Source organism: Sphingobium sufflavum, assembly GCF_021403115.1.
Classification (GTDB): domain Bacteria; phylum Pseudomonadota; class Alphaproteobacteria; order Sphingomonadales; family Sphingomonadaceae; genus Sphingobium; species Sphingobium sufflavum.
This window is the reverse complement of sequence record NZ_JAJSSH010000002.1, coordinates 265,889-281,926: the sequence shown is the minus strand read 5'-3', so window position 1 is coordinate 281,926 and position 16,038 is coordinate 265,889. Positions and strand designations below refer to the sequence as shown.

Sequence of the window (16,038 nt, the reverse complement as noted above, 5' to 3'; positions counted from 1 at the left end):
GCTGTAAACTGCGTCAATCTTGGAATGGATCACGCACCAATATGGTGTCATCCCGCTCCGGCGAAGTGGAGACGAGGGCCACGGGGCACTCGATCAATTCCTCGATACGGCGGATATATTTGATCGCCTGCGCTGGCAGGTCGGCCCAGCTACGAGCACCCGCCGTTGTTTCCTGCCAACCGTCCATAGTTTCATAGACAGGGACGGCCTTCGCCTGATCCTGCGGGTGCGGCGGCAGATAATCGTACCGCTTGCCGTCCACATCATAACCGACACAGATGGCGAGCGTCTCGAACCCGTCCAGAACGTCGAGCTTGGTCAGCGCAATGCCAGTGATGCCGGAAACCGCCGCCGACTGGCGCACCAATACAGCGTCGAACCAGCCGCAACGACGCTTGCGTCCCGTCACCGTGCCGAACTCATGACCCCGCTCGCCCAGCCGCTGGCCGACCTCATCCTCCAGTTCGCTGGGGAAAGGACCGGCACCGACGCGCGTGGTGTAGGCCTTGACGATACCAAGCACGAAACCGACCGAGGACGGGCCAAGGCCCGATCCGCCCGACGCCGTGCCCGCGATGGTATTGGACGAGGTGACGAACGGATACGTGCCATGATCGACGTCGAGCAGAACACCCTGCGCACCCTCGAACAGAATGCGGTCGCCGCGCTTTTTCGCCTGGTTCAGCGTCACCCACACAGGCTTTGCGTAAGGCAGGATATAGTCCGCAATTTCGGCCAGATCGTCGAGCAGGCGCTGACGATCCACCGGCGGCTCACCGAAACCGGCGCGCAGCGCATCATGGTGCGCGCAAATGCGGTCCAGTTGTGGGCCGAGGTCATCGAGATGAGCAAGGTCGCACAGGCGGATCGCGCGGCGGCCGACCTTGTCCTCATAGGCAGGACCGATACCGCGGCGGGTGGTGCCGATCTTGCCCGCGCCGCTCGCATCCTCACGCAGACCATCCAGATCGCGATGAATCGGCAGGATCAACGGCACCGTTTCCGCGATGTGCAGATTATCGGTGTTCACGTCGACGCCCTGTCCCTTCAGCTTCGCGACCTCCTCGCGGAAATGCCAGGGATCAAGGACGACACCATTGCCGATGACCGACAGCGTGCCACGCACGATGCCCGACGGGAGCAACGACAGCTTGTAAGTCTTGTCACCCACAACCAGCGTGTGACCGGCATTATGTCCGCCCTGAAAGCGAACGACCACATTCGCGCGGCTGGCCAGCCAGTCGACGATCTTGCCCTTGCCTTCGTCGCCCCACTGAGCGCCGATAACGGTTACATTTGCCATGGATATACGTCCTCGCCCTGCCGAGCGGACCCTGGCCGCCCTTCGACAGGACTCGGCGGCAGGGTGGGATGAGGGGCTGACGCCCGGACCGGCGAGGCGGTTAGGTCAGGCACCTTACGAAGTCAAGCAGCGGATCGCCGGACAGCCCTCTCTTGCCCATGAGAGGAAGAGGGTGCCCATTCTTTTATCGCTTCGATCGGCAGGAGGCCGATCCACGATCGCCCTCCCTAAAACTGTCGCCCGACGGCATGAATGATGACCCCTACCAGCCCACCAACCAGCGTGCCGTTAATGCGGATATATTGCAGGTCGCGGCCAACCGCCTGTTCCAACCGGTTAGTGATCGTCTGCGCATCCCAGCCCCGAACCGTCTCACTAACCAGCCGCACGATCGCATCGCCGTAAGAGGCAGCCGTACCCACCGCCACTCGCCGGGCAAAGCGGTTGAGGAGCAGACGGACCGTCGCATCCTCCTCCAGCATCGTCCCCAGTTGGCGCAGCATGTCACCGAACCGCCCCGCCAGCGCCGTGCGCGGATCGCGCGCTGACCGGAGCAAAGCCTCCCGCGCCTGTCGCCACAGGCTCTCCATCCACGCCTGCATGGCAGGGTTCCCGATGATCTCGTCGCGCACACGGCCGATGCGCCCTTGCATCTCCGGTTCATGCTGAAGGCGGTGAGCGAGGCTTTCGATGCCCTCCATTGCCTTGATGCGCAGGCTGTGCTGAGGATCGGCAGCCGCCTCCGCCAACATCTTCTGCAACCCGGAGAGGATAGCATTGGCCAATGTCTCGTCCAGCCCGGTCCAGCGCACTATAGCACCCGCCTTATCATGCACCATCTGCCGGATCAGCACAGCATTGGCGTCCAGCGTGCGAGATGCCCAGGTGATGATCGCCTGCATGACCGGCTCATGCCGCCCTTCACGGATGGCGGCGTCCAGCGCCTGACCGATCATCGGCGCGAAATCGACCGCGCGCAGGCGCTGAGCGATCGCACCCTTGACCATAATTCCCAGTCGCTCATCGTCCAACGCGTCCATGACGTCCGCAAGCAGGCGCGAGGCGCCGCGGCGCAGGCGACCATCCACGTCCGGCGGTGCGGCTAGGAAACGACCCGCCGCCCCTGCCATGTCCAGCCGCACCATGCGGCGGGCGACCACCGCCGGAGTCAGGAAATTGTCGCGCAGGAACAGGGCCAGCGTATCGCCTATCCGATCCTTGTTACGTGGGATGATGGCGGTATGCGGGATGGGCACCCCGAGCGGATGGCGGAACAGCGCCGTCACCGCGAACCAGTCTGCTAATCCGCCGACCATCGCCGCCTCTGCAAAGGCACGCACATAGCCGATCCATGGACCCAAATCGGCCGCATGAGTCGTTTCGCCCCAACGCGCCAGACCATAGACGGCGGCCATCGCAATCAGCAGACAGGTCGCGATGATCCGCATGGAGCGACCACCGGACGAAGAAACGGGAGAGGCCATGGATGCGGAACGTGCGGTCATGTTTAGGGTTTCATGGCGCAAGCGGAATGACGGGGTAAGGATCGTACGGGCAGCCTTGCTTCTCACCACACAGCAAAAAGGCTGGCCGTCCATGCAAGCCTGTCCGTCGCCTCCTATTCTGCCGCGTGTGGCGCAGGCCGGCCATCTTCGTCCCCCGGCTCATAGGTCAGCAACCTCTTGCGCAAGTGCGGACCAACCCACCGTTCGAAACCTATGGCAAGGCTGAAGCTTGGCGGTACGATCAACAGGGTGAGCAGGGTGGAGAGCGTCAGACCACCGATCACGGTGATACCCATGGGCGCACGCCATGCGCCGTCGCCCGAAAGAGCTAACGCAGTGGGCAGCATACCCGCCACCATCGCCACCGTGGTCATCACGATGGGCTGTGCCCGCTTGTGCCCGGCGTCGATTATCGCATCGCGCTTGGTCACGCCCTTGGCCATTTCCTCCAGCGCGAAATCGACCAGGAGGATCGAATTCTTGCCGACGATGCCCAGCAGCATGAGCAGTCCGATGAACACCGGCAACGAGATGGGATAACCCGTCACGAGTAGTGCGATACCACCACCCAGCGGCGCGAGCAGAAGCGACCCCATGTTGACGAACGGCGGCATAACGGTGCGGTAAAGCAGGACGAGGACGGCAAAGACCATCAGCACGCCCACGCAGACGGCGATGACGAAATTCACCACCAGTTCCGCCTGCCACTTGCTCGCGCCCAGCACAATGCGGGTAATGCCTGCGGGTAGGTTCTTGAGCGCCGGCAGCGCATCAATCTTCTTTTGCGCCTCCCCCGATACGACCCCTGGGGCCAGATCAGCGCCAATGGTGATCTGGCGCATCTGGTTATTACGGTCGATCTGCGTCGGACCTGCTCCAAAGCCAATATCGGCGACCAAGCTTAGTGGGACAGAGCTGCCAGTCGTCGTCTGGACAGGCAGATTGCGGATAAAGTCGAACCGTTTGCGCGCATCCTCATCCACCGACACCCGGATCGGCACCTGCCGGTCATGCAGAGAGAATTTCGCCATATTCTGTTCAATATCGCCCAATGTCGCGATGCGCACCGCATTACTAAGCGCGGAGGTCGTGACGCCGAACTGGGCAGCGAGGTCGAAGCGCGGCTTCAGAATAATCTCCGGTCGCTGGAGATTGCCTTCGATCCGCGGGGCCACGACTTCACGCACGCCGCGCATTTCGCTCGACAGGCGATTCATCGTCTCTTGCAACAACACCGGATCGTCGCTGCCCAACGTCACGCCGATAGGCCGCTGCGTGCCACCACCCGCACTGTGCATGGAGGTAAAGGCAATCTGGGCGTCAGGGATGCGCAAGAGAGCGGGCGCGCGGGCGCGCTCGAACTGCTGGCTGGTAATCTTGCGGTTATGCTTCAGATTAAGGAAAACAGTAGAATTACCGACCTTGATGTTGGAGAAGGTGCTTTCCACGATCGGATCACGCGCCATCATGGTGGCGACCTTGTCCGTCACCGCTTCCGTCTGCTCCAGCGTCGAGCCCGGCACCAGCTTGATCGCGATGCGGGACGTATGCATGTTGGCATCCGGCTGGAACGTCATGGGCAATTGCGAGAAAGTCAGGACGGTAAGGAGCAGGCCCAGCGTCGCAATGCCCATCATCCAGATGCGATGGTCGGCGAACAGCGCCCGGACGCGCCAGATGTTGCCATATTTGGTACGGACAATAGCCCGCCGCTTGGTATCATCCAGCGCCCAGCGCAGCACGATCATGTACCAGTCCATCAGTTTGCCACCGCCATGCTCCGCGGTGCCGTGCGCCTTGAGGAAATAGGCGGCGAGCATTGGTGTAATCATGCGCGCCACGGCCAGACTGACAAGCACGGCACTAACCACGGTCAGGCCAAAATTCTTAAAAAATTCGCCTGATACGCCCGGCATCAGCGCAACCGGCAGGAAGACGGCGACGATGACGCTAGTCGTGGCGACGACCGCAAGGCCAATCTCATCCGCGGCGTCGATACTGGCCTGAAACGCAGTTTTACCCATCCGCATGTGGCGGACGATATTCTCGATCTCCACGATGGCGTCATCGACCAGCACGCCCGCGACGAGGCTGAGTGCAAGCAGGGTCAGGCTATTCAGCGAAAAGCCGAGCATATCCATGAACCAGAAGGCCGGAATGGCCGACATCGGAATCGCTAATGCGGAGATGATCGTCGCCCGCCAGTCCCGAAGGAACAGGAACACCACGACAACAGCCAGAACAGCACCTTCAATCAATGCATGGATGGCAGACTTATACTGTTCCTTCGTATATCCGACATTGGTGAAGAGAACCGAAATCTTAACTTTCGGATTTTCCTTCTGAAGTTCATTAAGAACTTTTTCCGCTTCATCATAGACGGTGACGTCAGATTCACCCTTGGCCCGCTCGATACCGAAGGACAGCACTTCACGGCCGCCCGACTTGGTCAGGCCACGCTGCTCAGCATACAGATCGCGCACCTTCGCAATATTCTTCAACGCGACCGTGCGACCGTTGCCGATGGCGATCTGCACTTCGGCAAGTTGCGCCGCCGTGGCGGCGTTGCCCAACACGCGAACAGACTGCTCCGCCCCGGCGACCTGGGTCAATCCACCCGCAGCATTGATGTTGACCTGCCGCAGTTGCTGGTTGACCTGCGTCGCTGTCAGGCCCAACGACTGCATCCGCAGCGGGTCGAGGATGATACGGATTTCACGGCTTACCCCGCCTGCCCGCGTCACATCGCCCATGCCAGCGATTGCCTGAAGACGACGAGCGACAGTATTGTCGACGAACCAGCTCAACTGCTCCAGCGTCATATCCGTCGCCTCCACCTTGTAGAAGGCGAGGACGTTACCCGATGTAGACAGGCGAATAACTTGCGGCTCCAAAATGCCTTCGGGCAGGTTGGAACGGATTTGCGACATCTTGTCCCGAATATCGGTAACAGCGCGATCGATCGGTGTGCCCAGCGCGAACTGGACCATCGTGCGACTGGAACCCTCCGTGATAGTAGAGTTCAGTTCGTCAATGCCCTGGAGGGAGCGAACCGCCGCTTCCACCCGCTGCGTCACCTGGGTTTCCAGTTCGGCAGGCGCAGCGCCCGGCTGCGATACTATCACCATCGCGGCGGGAAAATCGATGTCTGGCTCAGCCTGAATATCCATGCGGATAAAGGCCATCACGCCCGCCGCGCACAAGGCCACGAAGAACACGATAGGGGGCACCGGATTGCGGATGCACCATGCCGAGATGTTACGGAAATCCATTGGTCCGCTCCGTCAGGGCGCGCTGGCGCGCACGGGCTTCACCTTGTCGCCGGCACTCAGGAAACCGCCGGCAGTCGCGATCACCCGCTCTCCACCGGAAAGCCCCTTGACCACGGAAACACCCGCATCGCTGACGGTCCCGGTTTCAACCGGGCGACGCACCACCAAGTTATGTCCATCCACGACATAGACGAAATTACCCTTCTCGTCGCTCTGCACCGCCGATTCCGGCAGCAATACACCGGGAACGCTGGAGATCGCGACGCTCGCCTGGGCAAAAGCGCCGGGGCGAAGCGAACGATCGTAGGGCAGCAGGATGCGTACCACACCCTGCCGGGTCTGCGGATCGACGACGGGGGATATCTGCCATACTGTGCCTATGACAGGCGCCGTGGCCCCCACCGGTACGACGGATGCACGGTCTCCCACCTTGATACCAACAATATCCCCCTCGTTCAGGGCAAGCTGCATTTCCATCTCGCCCTTCAGGGCAATACGAAACAGGACGCCCGACCCACCTGAAACCACCTGCCCCGCCTCGACTGTGCGGGTAAGAACCAGCCCATCGGCGGGCGCGCGGACATCAAGGCGCGCCATGGAAGCACGGGCCTGATTAAGCTGGGCGATGGCAACGTTGACACGAGCTGCAGCGGCATCCCGGTTCGCGATCCGCGTCTCCAGATCGGCTTTGGAGATAAAACCGTTGCCGACCAATGCACGGGCGCGGGTCAGATTGGCCTCCGCTAGTTTGGCGTCGGCGCGGGCGACATCCACCTGTGCGGCGAGGGACGCAGTTTGCTGGGTCTGCACCGAGCGTTCGATTGTCGCCAGTGTCTGTCCGGCGCGAACCCAACTTCCCGGCTCCACCTGCACTGCGAGAACGCGGCCACCTTCACCCACCACGCTGACCGGCATATCACGCCGCGCTGCCAAGGCGCCCGTCCCACTTGCCGACCGACCGACTGCGCCGCTCGTAGCCGCGATCACGGTGACGCTGGGAATTTCAGGCCCATCGTTTGCACCATCTGCGCCATTATGCGTCTTGGTCCAAACGACCCAGAGCGCTAGAACAAGGATCACAGCAACGCCGATACCGGCAGTGCGAAAGATACGACGACGCGCGCGAACGCGATCTTCATCATCGCCATCGCGTCCGGCGGATTGCAAATCGCCCGCGAGCTTGGGTTCGTAGTTCATATGCCTGAAGCCTGTCGCGCATGGCGCCGTTTAACCGGCACTGTATTATCCTTGCACAGCACTTCGCTCAAGCCGTTTATTTCGCTTGTGCAAAAACTGCACGATTATCGGTCCGTTCATATCAGTGCCGATCCATCCCTTAAACCTGGTTAATATCCAATACCAGTAAGCAAAACGCCCGGCCAGTTTCCCGGCCGGGCGATATTGTCGCCAAACATGTCTGGCAGGCTGGTCTCAGCGCAACGAACCGCGACGCACCAGATTGACGATGGCCAGAAGTATGACCGCACCGACCAGCGACACCAAGAAGGACGTGATCGTCAAGGGCGCATTATTGATATTGCCACCGGAAAAAAGAAGGCCGCCGATAAAGGCACCAACCACGCCGACGACGATATTCAGGAATATACCCTGCTGTGCGTCAGTCCGCATGATGATGCTGGCCAGCCAGCCGATGACACCGCCGATGATAAGCCAAAGAATAAGTCCCATGCCGTCCTCCATCTCTTGAGGATTCCGCCATGTCCGGCGGCCCTCCTGTCCTGTGGCTTCAAACACGCGATGGGGATGAAGGGTTCCCACGCCACAACGCTGTGCAAAATCGGTGGGCATGGATATGGAACAGGACGGACAGCCGGGAAAAGGCACCTATGGATCTGCAGGCACTCATCGACAGAATCAGGGGCAGGATCTCCGCTGAAGAGGATCGGGGCGACGTCGCCACCTATATTCCCGGCCTCGCCCGGATCGACCCGGCACGGTTTGGTCTGGCCATCACGCTCGCGGACGGAACTCAAGTGGCGAGCGGGGATGCCGACACGCCATTCTCCATCCAATCCATATCAAAGGTCTTCGCGCTGACACTGGCGCTGGGCAAGGTTGGTGACCAGCTCTGGCAGCGGGTCGGGCGCGAACCGTCGGGCAGCGCCTTCAACTCCATCGTACAATTGGAGGCAGAGAAGGGCATCCCGCGTAACCCTTTCATCAATGCTGGCGCCATCGTGGTGGCAGACGTGAATTTGGGCAACCACCAGCCGCGCGAAGCGATCGGCGAAATGCTCCGTTTCGTGCGTTTCCTGGCGGATGACGACAGCATCTTCATCGACGAAGATATTGCAAAGGGCGAGCAGGACACCGGCTTTCGCAACATGGCGCTAGCCAATTACATGCGAGCGTTCGGCAATTTGCGTCATGCGGTCGATCTGGTGCTGGGAGTGTATTTTCACCAGTGTGCCCTCGCCCTGTCCGCCACACAACTGGCGCAGGCGGGCCGGTTCCTGATGCTGGACGGGCGATTGCCGGAACAAGGACGGGTCATCTCCCCGGCGCGAGCACGGCGCATCAACGCGCTTATGCTGACCTGCGGCCATTATGATGCGAGCGGCGATTTCGCCTTCCGCATCGGCATACCGGGCAAGTCCGGCGTCGGCGGCGGCATATTGGCGGTCGTACCGGGCCGCGCGAGCATCGCTGTATGGTCGCCCGGTTTGAACGAGAATGGAAATTCGAAGCTGGGCACGCTGGCGTTACAGATGCTGGCGGAGGAGACCGGCTGGTCGATTTTCCGCGCAGCATCCACATAACCAACCTATTCGGCCAACGGATGTCATTGCTGTATTGAAACCCGATCGAGAAACCGTGCGGATGAATTCCCGGCAGACATAGGAACAACTTAAGTCGCCAAGGACATTGGCCCATGTTCGTCGGGTAATCCCGGTGCAAGCTCGATCCCATGGCCGCCGCGCTCTTCGGCGACGCAATAGCCGTTGGCCCGACAGCGCCGTGCGCCCTGCCAAAACCCCTTGCCCTGCCCTTGCCCCGCAGCGATGCCTCGGCTATCGAGCGGCTTTAATGACATCGCCATCCACACCCTTTCCGCACCGGCACCTGCTCGGTATCGCAGGCCTTGCCCCGCATGAAATCCGATATCTGCTTGACGAGGCTGAGCATTGGGTCGCCCTCAATCGCGCCGCCAGCCGCAAACATGACGGGCGTCTGGAGGGTTTGACCCAGATCAACGCCTTTTTCGAGAACAGCACGCGCACGCTCCTGTCCTTCGAGATTGCAGGTAAGCGGCTGGGCGCGGATGTCATCAACATGCATGCCGCCCAGTCGAGCGTGAAAAAGGGCGAGACGCTGATCGACACCGCCGTCACGCTCAACGCCATGCGTGCCGACGTGATCGTGATCCGTCACCAATCGTCGGGCGCAGTCCGCCTGATCGCCGACCGGGTCGACTGTCCCGTGCTCAACGCGGGCGACGGTCGGCATGAGCATCCGACTCAGGCGCTACTCGACGCTCTCACCATCCGCACTCGCAAGGGCAGCGTGGAGGGCCAGATCGTCACCATCTGCGGCGATGTGCTGCACAGCCGGGTCGCACGGTCCAACATGTTGTGCCTAACTGCGCTCGGCGCGCAGGTCCGGGTGGTCGCGCCGCCAACGCTGATGCCGGCCGAGATCGAACGTTATCGGGTAGCACCCTTCCATGACTTCAACGCCGCGCTGCGCGATGCCGACGTCATAATGATGCTGCGCCTCCAGAATGAACGGATGGATGGTGCCTTCATCCCCTCCAGCCGCGAATATCATGCGCTCTATGGGCTAACGCCGGAACGGCTGGCACTAGCCAAGCCGGATGCGCTGGTCATGCATCCCGGCCCGATGAACCGGGGCGTGGAGATATTGAGCAGTGTCGCGGATCATCCCGAAAAATCGGCGATTACCGAACAGGTGGAAATGGGGGTCGCCATGCGCATGGCCTGCCTCGACGTGCTGACACGGCGGTCACGGGGAGTAGCAGGATGGGCATGATCGCTATTGAAAATGCGCGGCTGTGCGATCCGGCCGCTGACATCATCATAGATGGCACGCTGCTGATCCGCGATACGGTGATAGAGGCAGTGAATCCCGCCACTATACCCGTCAACGCGGAACGGATCGACGCTGCGGGCTTGGTCGTCGCGCCCGGCATCATCGATCTGGGTGTGTTCAAGACGGACAAGCCCGCCTTCCACTTCGGTGGCATCACCCGTGCCGCACTGATGCCCGACACGTCCCCGACGCTGGACGATCCCGGTCTGGTCCAGCACGCCGGGCGCGGCGGCAAACCGGACTTCTGGGTCCACCCCCTGGCCGCTGCCACGCGTGGGCTGGCGGGCAAGGATCTGGCCGAAATCGCAATGATGAAGGCAGCGGGCGCGCGCGGCGTAGCCACCGGCCGCGCCGCCATTGCTGATGCGGGCGTGATGCTGCGAGTGCTGCGCTATGCCGCCGCGCTCGACCTGACCGTCGTCACCCATGCAGAAGATGCCGGGCTGACCGCCGGGACCATCGCAACCGAAGGGGAAACGGCGACGCGCCTTGGCCTTCCCGCCGCGCCATCCTGCGCCGAAGCTATCGCGATAACCCGCGACATTGCTCTGGCCCGCATATCCGGCGCACGATTGCACTTCCGGCTGGTCACGACCGCGGAGGGTTTCGCCCTGATCCGCGCAGCCAAGGCGGACGGGCTAGCTATCACCTGCGGCACCAGCCCGGCCTATCTGTTCCTGAGCGACGCGGCGGTCAGCGACTTCCGCACCTTCGCCCGCCTGTCCCCGCCGCTACGGTCGGAAAGCGACCGACAGGCAACCATTGCGGCGGTGGCGGACGGGACAGTGGACGTCATCACTTCCAGCCACGACCCACGCGGACCGGAGGACAAGCGCCTGCCGTTCGAGGATGCCGCGCCGGGCATGGCGGGCGCTGAGACCTTGCTCGCCCTCTCCCTCAATCTGGTGCGGGAAGGACAACTGACCCTGCCCGCACTGATGCGGCTGCTGGCGGCCAATCCGGCGCGACTACTGGGGCTGGACGCGGGCAGCCTGACCCCCGGCGCACCTGCGGACATTATCTTCATCGACCCCGAAACGCCCTGGCGCGTGGACTCGCGCAAGATGGCGGCAGCTGCGGGTAACACACCCTTCCACGGCCTGCCCGTGCAAGGCCGCGTACGCAAGGTGATGAAGGGCGGGATTTTCTACTAGGCGATAGGATATCCTCGTGGACGGGATTCGGCTTTGGTACTGATTTGGAGGCTGGATGGACGGTGCCCACAATTGCGTAGGTCCGTTCACCCATCCGCCAACCTTACCTACCCTCGCGCAGCAATCTGTGCAGCCACGGCGGTGAGCCGCTTCGCCTGATCAAGGTGGAGAAGTTCCACCATCTTCCCCTCCACCTTGATTACTCCCTTTCCCGCATTGTCGGGCAAGGTGAAGGCATGAATTACCGCATCGGCCCAGCGCAGTTCCTCTTCACTGGGAGAGAAGACCCCATTGCAGGGCGTGATCTGGTCGGGGTGAATCACGGTCTTGCCATCAAAACCGAACAGCAGGCCCTGCTCCGCTTCCGCGCGGAAGATATCGCAATCACGAAACTCGTTGCACACACCATCGAGCAGCGCCACGCCATGCGCACGGGCAGCGGCAACGGCCAGGCTCAGGATCGGCAGGAAGGGCGTGCGTTCCGGGGTGAGACGAGCGCACATCTCTTTTGCAAGGTCATTGGTGCCCATGACAAAAAGCGACAGGCGTGTCGTCGCGGCGCTGGCTGCAATCTCTGACAATTTGCTGACAGAGGCACATGTCTCGATCATAGCCCAAAGCTGGGTCGCCACAGGCTCGGTGGACAGGGCAGCATCATAGGCCGCAATATCCTCCGGCCCGTCGACCTTGGGCACCAATATCGCATCTGCCCCGGACGTCGCGACAGCCGTAAGGTCGTCCGCTCCCCATTCGGTCGCCCGGCCATTGACACGGATCACCACTTCCCGGTCGCCAAAGCCACCTTCTCGCACAGCGGCTACGGCAGCGGCGCGGGCCTCCGCCTTCGCTTCCGGCGCGACGGCATCCTCCAGATCGAGGATGACGACATCGGCGGGCAGGGTGCGTGCCTTGGCGATCGCTTTGGCATTGGAGGCGGGGAGGTAGAGCGCGCTGCGGCGCGGACGGTCGGGGGCGATCATGGCGAAGTCTCCTGTTGCGCTGGCCTTAGCGTTCGCGGCGATGTGGGACCAGACCCCATACGGCTATGCCCTTGACGATGGCTTTCCGCTGGACGATGGCACAGCCATGACGATTGGCGATGCACCCATCACCCTCACCATCATCAGGCGCGGCCAGACCGTGGACATGGTCTATGATCCGGGCGCTGCGCTCCTTGGCATGGCGCTGGACGCAGGGGTCAATCCACCCTTTTCCTGTTTGGGCGGGGCCTGCGCCACTTGCATCGCGCGCGTGACCAAGGGCACCGCCACCATGATCGAAAATAACGTGCTGAGCGAGGAAGAGAGAGCCGATGGCTATATTCTGACCTGTCAGGCCATCCCCACCTCGCCGCATGTCACCTTCATCTACGAGGATTGAGACATCTATGAGGGCTGGGACGCCGTCGCCTTAGCGGGATAGCCTGCCTTGGCGAGCAGAGCCTCGCTCTCATCCCACAACCGCCGCGCTGCATCGGCATCCGCCGCCTGTTCGGAAACCGGGCTAACTTCACGCTTATGGAAATAGAGGCCGGTCTTGTTGCCAGCTTCGCACGCAGTGGCCAGCCAGATGAGCGTATCCGCCCCTTCCTCCGGGGAGCGCAGATCCTGGCTCTCCATATAGGCTTTCATGCCCGGTTCGCAGTGATTGGCGAAATTGCTGCCGATGGTGCCGGGGTGGATGGAATTGGCGACGATGCCGTCCGCCGCCAGCCGCCGGGCCAGTTCATTGGCGAACAGCACATTGTAGAGCTTGACGAGACAATAGACCCGCCCGGACTGCCAGTCGCGGGTATATTGCAGATCGTCCCAGTCGATCGGCGGGGACGCGAGATGCCCCGCCGAACTGGTGTTGACGATCCGCACCGTGCCGGGCGCGCTCTCCGCGGCCGCCTTGCGCAACAAGGGCAACAGTCGATCGGTCAGCAGGAAATGGCCGAGATGATTGCCCGCAAAGGTCGCCTCATTCCCCTCCGGCGTGATGAAAAGGTCCGCGCGCGTGCCGCCCGCATTGTTCAGCAGGACATGAACCCGCGGTGTCAGTCCCGCAATTTCGTCCGCCAGCCGCGCCGTGTCGGAGAGCAGGGCAAGATCGCCTCGCACCATGTCGAGCCGCGCCTGGGGTGCGGCGGAAGCGCGCAATTCCTCGGCGGCGGCGTCGGTGCGAGCGGGATCGCGGCCATGGGCGATGACGTGCCAGTCCTGCTGGAGCAGCGCCCTGGCGGTGGCCTTGCCGATGCCGGAACTGGCGCCGGTAATGACGGCGACGGGTCGATTCTGGGTCATGTTCTCTCCTGACGGATTATATTGTGTCGATAGTCTGGAACGCGAGAATGGCGCGGCGCTGCACGGTAGCGGGGAGGGCGCGCGGTGGCGGTGCGGCCGACAGCGCCCCTTGCTGTTGCGTCGTCCACCCGCATCCTCACTCTCTTATCCCAATTTTCTTGTCCCTGTGGCCCGCCCGCATCCCTCTTCGCCGGGACCATGGCACGGGCCTGTTCCGCATGGTTTCAGCGCGACCTTACCCCGTCGAGGAACAGGGAGACGCTGAAGGTCAACCGGTCCTCCACATCCTGCGGGTCGAATTTGGCGCCGAGGGCGATGGTGCGAGTCGGACCGCCGACCACCATGCCCAGAAAGACCGTTGCCGCCATGAACGGTCGCGGCACATGGATTGCGCCCATGTCATGATGGCGTTGCAGCAGTCCGGACAGGAAGGCGATGACCGGCTTGCTGCCCTGATCATAGGCAGACGCGAAAATCTCCGGAAAGCGGTAGGCTTCGGCTGTCAGGATACGCTGCATCTTCAGCCCCTGCGGCGTCAGCACATGGGCCACGCGCAGGCGGGCAATGGCGAGCAAGGCCTCCTCTAGGCTTTTCTCGGTCAGCGCCTCCAGTTGGTCCTGCGGCATGATCCAGCGTTCGATGGCTTGCTGCACCGCAGCCTTGAACAGCGCGGCCTTGTCCTCATAGCGCGCGTAAATGGTGCGCTTGGTCATGCCCAGCGCAGTAGCAATGGCTTCTATGGTCGTCTGCTCGAAGCCTTTTTCCAGAAACATGTCGAGCGCCGTCTCCAGCATGTCGGCATGGCGCTGTTCCGCCTCCTCCCGCGTCGGGCGACCTAGGCGGGACCGGGCGGGGGGAGAGGCCAAGGCGGCATCGGGGGAATCGTCGCGCAGAATTTTCTTGCCTTTCGGACCGAATCAAAGATAACGAAACGTATCGGTTTCATTATTATAGGCCGGCAAGGCACGAGTTAAAGGAAAAAATATCATGGGCGAGGCTGTCGAACGACTGACAAAGCTGATCGACTCGGACGATCGCTACAATATCCCCCATGCGGACGTGCACGACGTTCAGATCGAGGCGATGAACGAGCGGTTCCAGGAGCGGAAGGACGCGATCAAGTTGGTCGGCCATCGCGCGGCGGAAGCAGGCATCAGTGAGGTCCGCAGCTTTGAGGATATCGTGCCGCTGCTGCTGCCCCACACCGCCTACAAAAGCTATCCGGAGAACTGGCTGCGCGAGGAACGGTGGGACCGCCTGTCCAAGTGGATGGACACCGTCTCCACCTATCGCGTGCCAGTCGACAAGGTGAAGGATGCCGCCGACGTCGACGACTGGGTGACGAAGCTGTCCGACAATGGTTTCTTCGTGTCCTGCTCCAGCGGTACGACCGGCAAGTCGGCCATGCTGGTCGCGTCGATGAAGGACATGGAGCGGGTCAGCAAGGAAACGATCAAGGCCTATAGCTGGGGTTCGGGGATCAAGCCCGCCAAGGACCGCCGCATGTTTGGCACCGGCGCCATCGCCTCCGTCCCCCGCAACTATTACAGCAGCGTCGGCCAGCGCGAGGCGTTGCAGGATCCCAACTATGCCCCATGGGAGTTCCCCATTCCGCCCCTGACCGTCGGCGCGATCACCAAGATGGTGGTGCTGCGCAAGGCGATGGCGGAAGGCACGGCCAAGCCCAGCGACATCGCCGATTTCGAGGCAACATCCGCCTTTCGCGCCAAGGCATTGGAGGAGGGCGTGGAGCGAACCGCCGACGAACTGATCAAGGCGCGCGAGAGCAAGATCCACGTCGGTGGCCTGTGGGCGAACCTGTACCAGATCGCCAAGGCGGTGCGGGATCGCGGCTATAGCGCCAAGGACTTCAACCCCGAAAACTCCATCTATGTCGGCGGTGGCCTGAAGCGGGCCGTGCTGCCCGACGATTATCAGGAGTTCGTGTTCGACACGTTCAACATCCGCCCCGAACGCAATTTCCAGAATTATTCGATGCAGGAACTCCAGTCCGGCATGCCCAAGTGCCAGAAGGGCGGGCGCTATCACCTGCCGCCATGGCTGGTGCCGCTGATCCTCGACAAGAGCGGTGACAACCTCCTGCCGCTCGACCAGACCCAAGAATATGAGGGGCGTGCGGCCTTCTTCGACCTGTCGCTGGACGGTCGCTGGGGTGGCGTGATTTCCGGCGACAAGGTCGCGATCGATTTCCGTCCCTGCGCCTGTGGGCACAAGGGGCCGACGATCCGCGACAATGTGCAGCGTTATGCCGACCTGGAAGGCGACGACAAGATCGGCTGTGCAGGTACGGTAGACGCCTATGTGCGCGGCGTCGCCTGACCTGAGCGTTACCAGTTTGCCCTGAGCCTTTCCGTGACGCGCCGTGCAAGGAAGCATGGCGCGCCACGATTCCTATTTGGCAAGGCTGTAATCCACCAGGAGCAGCCA

At 62.0% G+C, this 16,038-nt stretch carries 13 protein-coding genes; 5 read left to right on the top strand and 8 right to left on the bottom strand.

Translation table 11 applies throughout. The features are described 5' to 3' along the window. Positions 1 to 13 precede the first annotated feature (13 nt). The 5 genes from LWE61_RS04595 to LWE61_RS04575 all read right to left on the bottom strand — a co-directional run bounded on the left by LWE61_RS04595 (position 14) and on the right by LWE61_RS04575 (position 7,769). Positions 14 to 1,303 carry an adenylosuccinate synthase gene (locus tag LWE61_RS04595; protein ID WP_234148854.1) on the bottom strand — a complete coding sequence of 430 codons (1,290 nt, stop codon included), beginning with the start codon at positions 1,301 to 1,303 and terminating at the stop codon, positions 14 to 16. A 227-nt stretch (positions 1,304 to 1,530) separates the two neighbouring features. Then, a complete protein-coding gene (locus tag LWE61_RS04590) occupies positions 1,531 to 2,808 on the bottom strand; it encodes a DUF445 domain-containing protein (RefSeq protein ID WP_234148853.1) in 1,278 nt (425 codons plus the stop codon). 113 nt (positions 2,809 to 2,921) lie between these two features. Then, on the bottom strand, positions 2,922 to 6,080 hold the full coding sequence (locus LWE61_RS04585; protein ID WP_234148852.1) for an efflux RND transporter permease subunit: 3,159 nt from the start codon (positions 6,078 to 6,080) through the stop codon (positions 2,922 to 2,924). Between the two features lie 12 nt (positions 6,081 to 6,092). Then, complete coding sequence (locus tag LWE61_RS04580) at positions 6,093 to 7,277, bottom strand: efflux RND transporter periplasmic adaptor subunit (RefSeq protein WP_234148851.1); 1,185 nt, start codon at positions 7,275 to 7,277, stop codon at positions 6,093 to 6,095. A gap of 234 nt (positions 7,278 to 7,511) precedes the next feature. Beyond that, positions 7,512 to 7,769, bottom strand: a complete 258-nt coding sequence (locus tag LWE61_RS04575; protein WP_234149067.1) for a GlsB/YeaQ/YmgE family stress response membrane protein — start codon at positions 7,767 to 7,769, stop codon at positions 7,512 to 7,514. Between the two features lie 158 nt (positions 7,770 to 7,927). On the opposite strand from LWE61_RS04575, the gene LWE61_RS04570 reads away from it, so the two are divergent. The 3 genes from LWE61_RS04570 (at position 7,928) to LWE61_RS04560 (ending at position 11,305) form a co-directional block, all read left to right on the top strand. Continuing rightward, positions 7,928 to 8,860, top strand: a complete 933-nt coding sequence (locus LWE61_RS04570) for a glutaminase (RefSeq protein WP_234148850.1) — start codon at positions 7,928 to 7,930, stop codon at positions 8,858 to 8,860. Between the two features lie 268 nt (positions 8,861 to 9,128). Then, the gene (locus LWE61_RS04565) at positions 9,129 to 10,091 is read left to right on the top strand and encodes an aspartate carbamoyltransferase catalytic subunit (protein WP_234148849.1); all 963 of its coding nucleotides are present in this window, start codon (positions 9,129 to 9,131) and stop codon (positions 10,089 to 10,091) included. Further along, entirely contained in the window at positions 10,082 to 11,305 is a 1,224-nt protein-coding gene (locus tag LWE61_RS04560; RefSeq protein ID WP_234148848.1) for a dihydroorotase, read from the top strand. Before LWE61_RS04565 ends, LWE61_RS04560 begins: the two co-directional genes overlap by 10 nt. Positions 11,306 to 11,412: 107 nt before the next feature. Here the strand turns inward: LWE61_RS04560 and LWE61_RS04555 are convergent, their stop codons facing one another. Continuing rightward, entirely contained in the window at positions 11,413 to 12,285 is an 873-nt protein-coding gene (locus LWE61_RS04555; RefSeq protein ID WP_234148847.1) for an HpcH/HpaI aldolase/citrate lyase family protein, read from the bottom strand. On the opposite strand from LWE61_RS04555, the gene LWE61_RS04550 reads away from it, so the two are divergent. Beyond that, positions 12,284 to 12,685 carry a 2Fe-2S iron-sulfur cluster-binding protein gene (locus LWE61_RS04550; RefSeq protein WP_234148846.1) on the top strand — a complete coding sequence of 134 codons (402 nt, stop codon included), beginning with the start codon at positions 12,284 to 12,286 and terminating at the stop codon, positions 12,683 to 12,685. The two genes, LWE61_RS04555 and LWE61_RS04550, sit on opposite strands and share 2 nt — an antisense overlap. A gap of 5 nt (positions 12,686 to 12,690) precedes the next feature. Here LWE61_RS04550 and LWE61_RS04545 read toward each other — a convergent pair whose 3' ends face one another. Together LWE61_RS04545 and LWE61_RS04540 are read right to left on the bottom strand one after the other, a co-directional pair. Next, positions 12,691 to 13,590: an SDR family NAD(P)-dependent oxidoreductase gene (locus LWE61_RS04545; protein WP_234148845.1), complete on the bottom strand. Its 900-nt coding sequence runs from the start codon at positions 13,588 to 13,590 to the stop codon at positions 12,691 to 12,693. Between the two features lie 224 nt (positions 13,591 to 13,814). Then, positions 13,815 to 14,456, bottom strand: coding sequence for a TetR/AcrR family transcriptional regulator (locus LWE61_RS04540; RefSeq protein ID WP_234148844.1), 642 nt, complete (start codon positions 14,454 to 14,456; stop codon positions 13,815 to 13,817). Between the two features lie 121 nt (positions 14,457 to 14,577). On the opposite strand from LWE61_RS04540, the gene LWE61_RS04535 reads away from it, so the two are divergent. Continuing rightward, on the top strand, positions 14,578 to 15,930 hold the full coding sequence (locus LWE61_RS04535) for a hypothetical protein (RefSeq protein ID WP_234148843.1): 1,353 nt from the start codon (positions 14,578 to 14,580) through the stop codon (positions 15,928 to 15,930). Positions 15,931 to 16,038 lie beyond the last annotated feature (108 nt).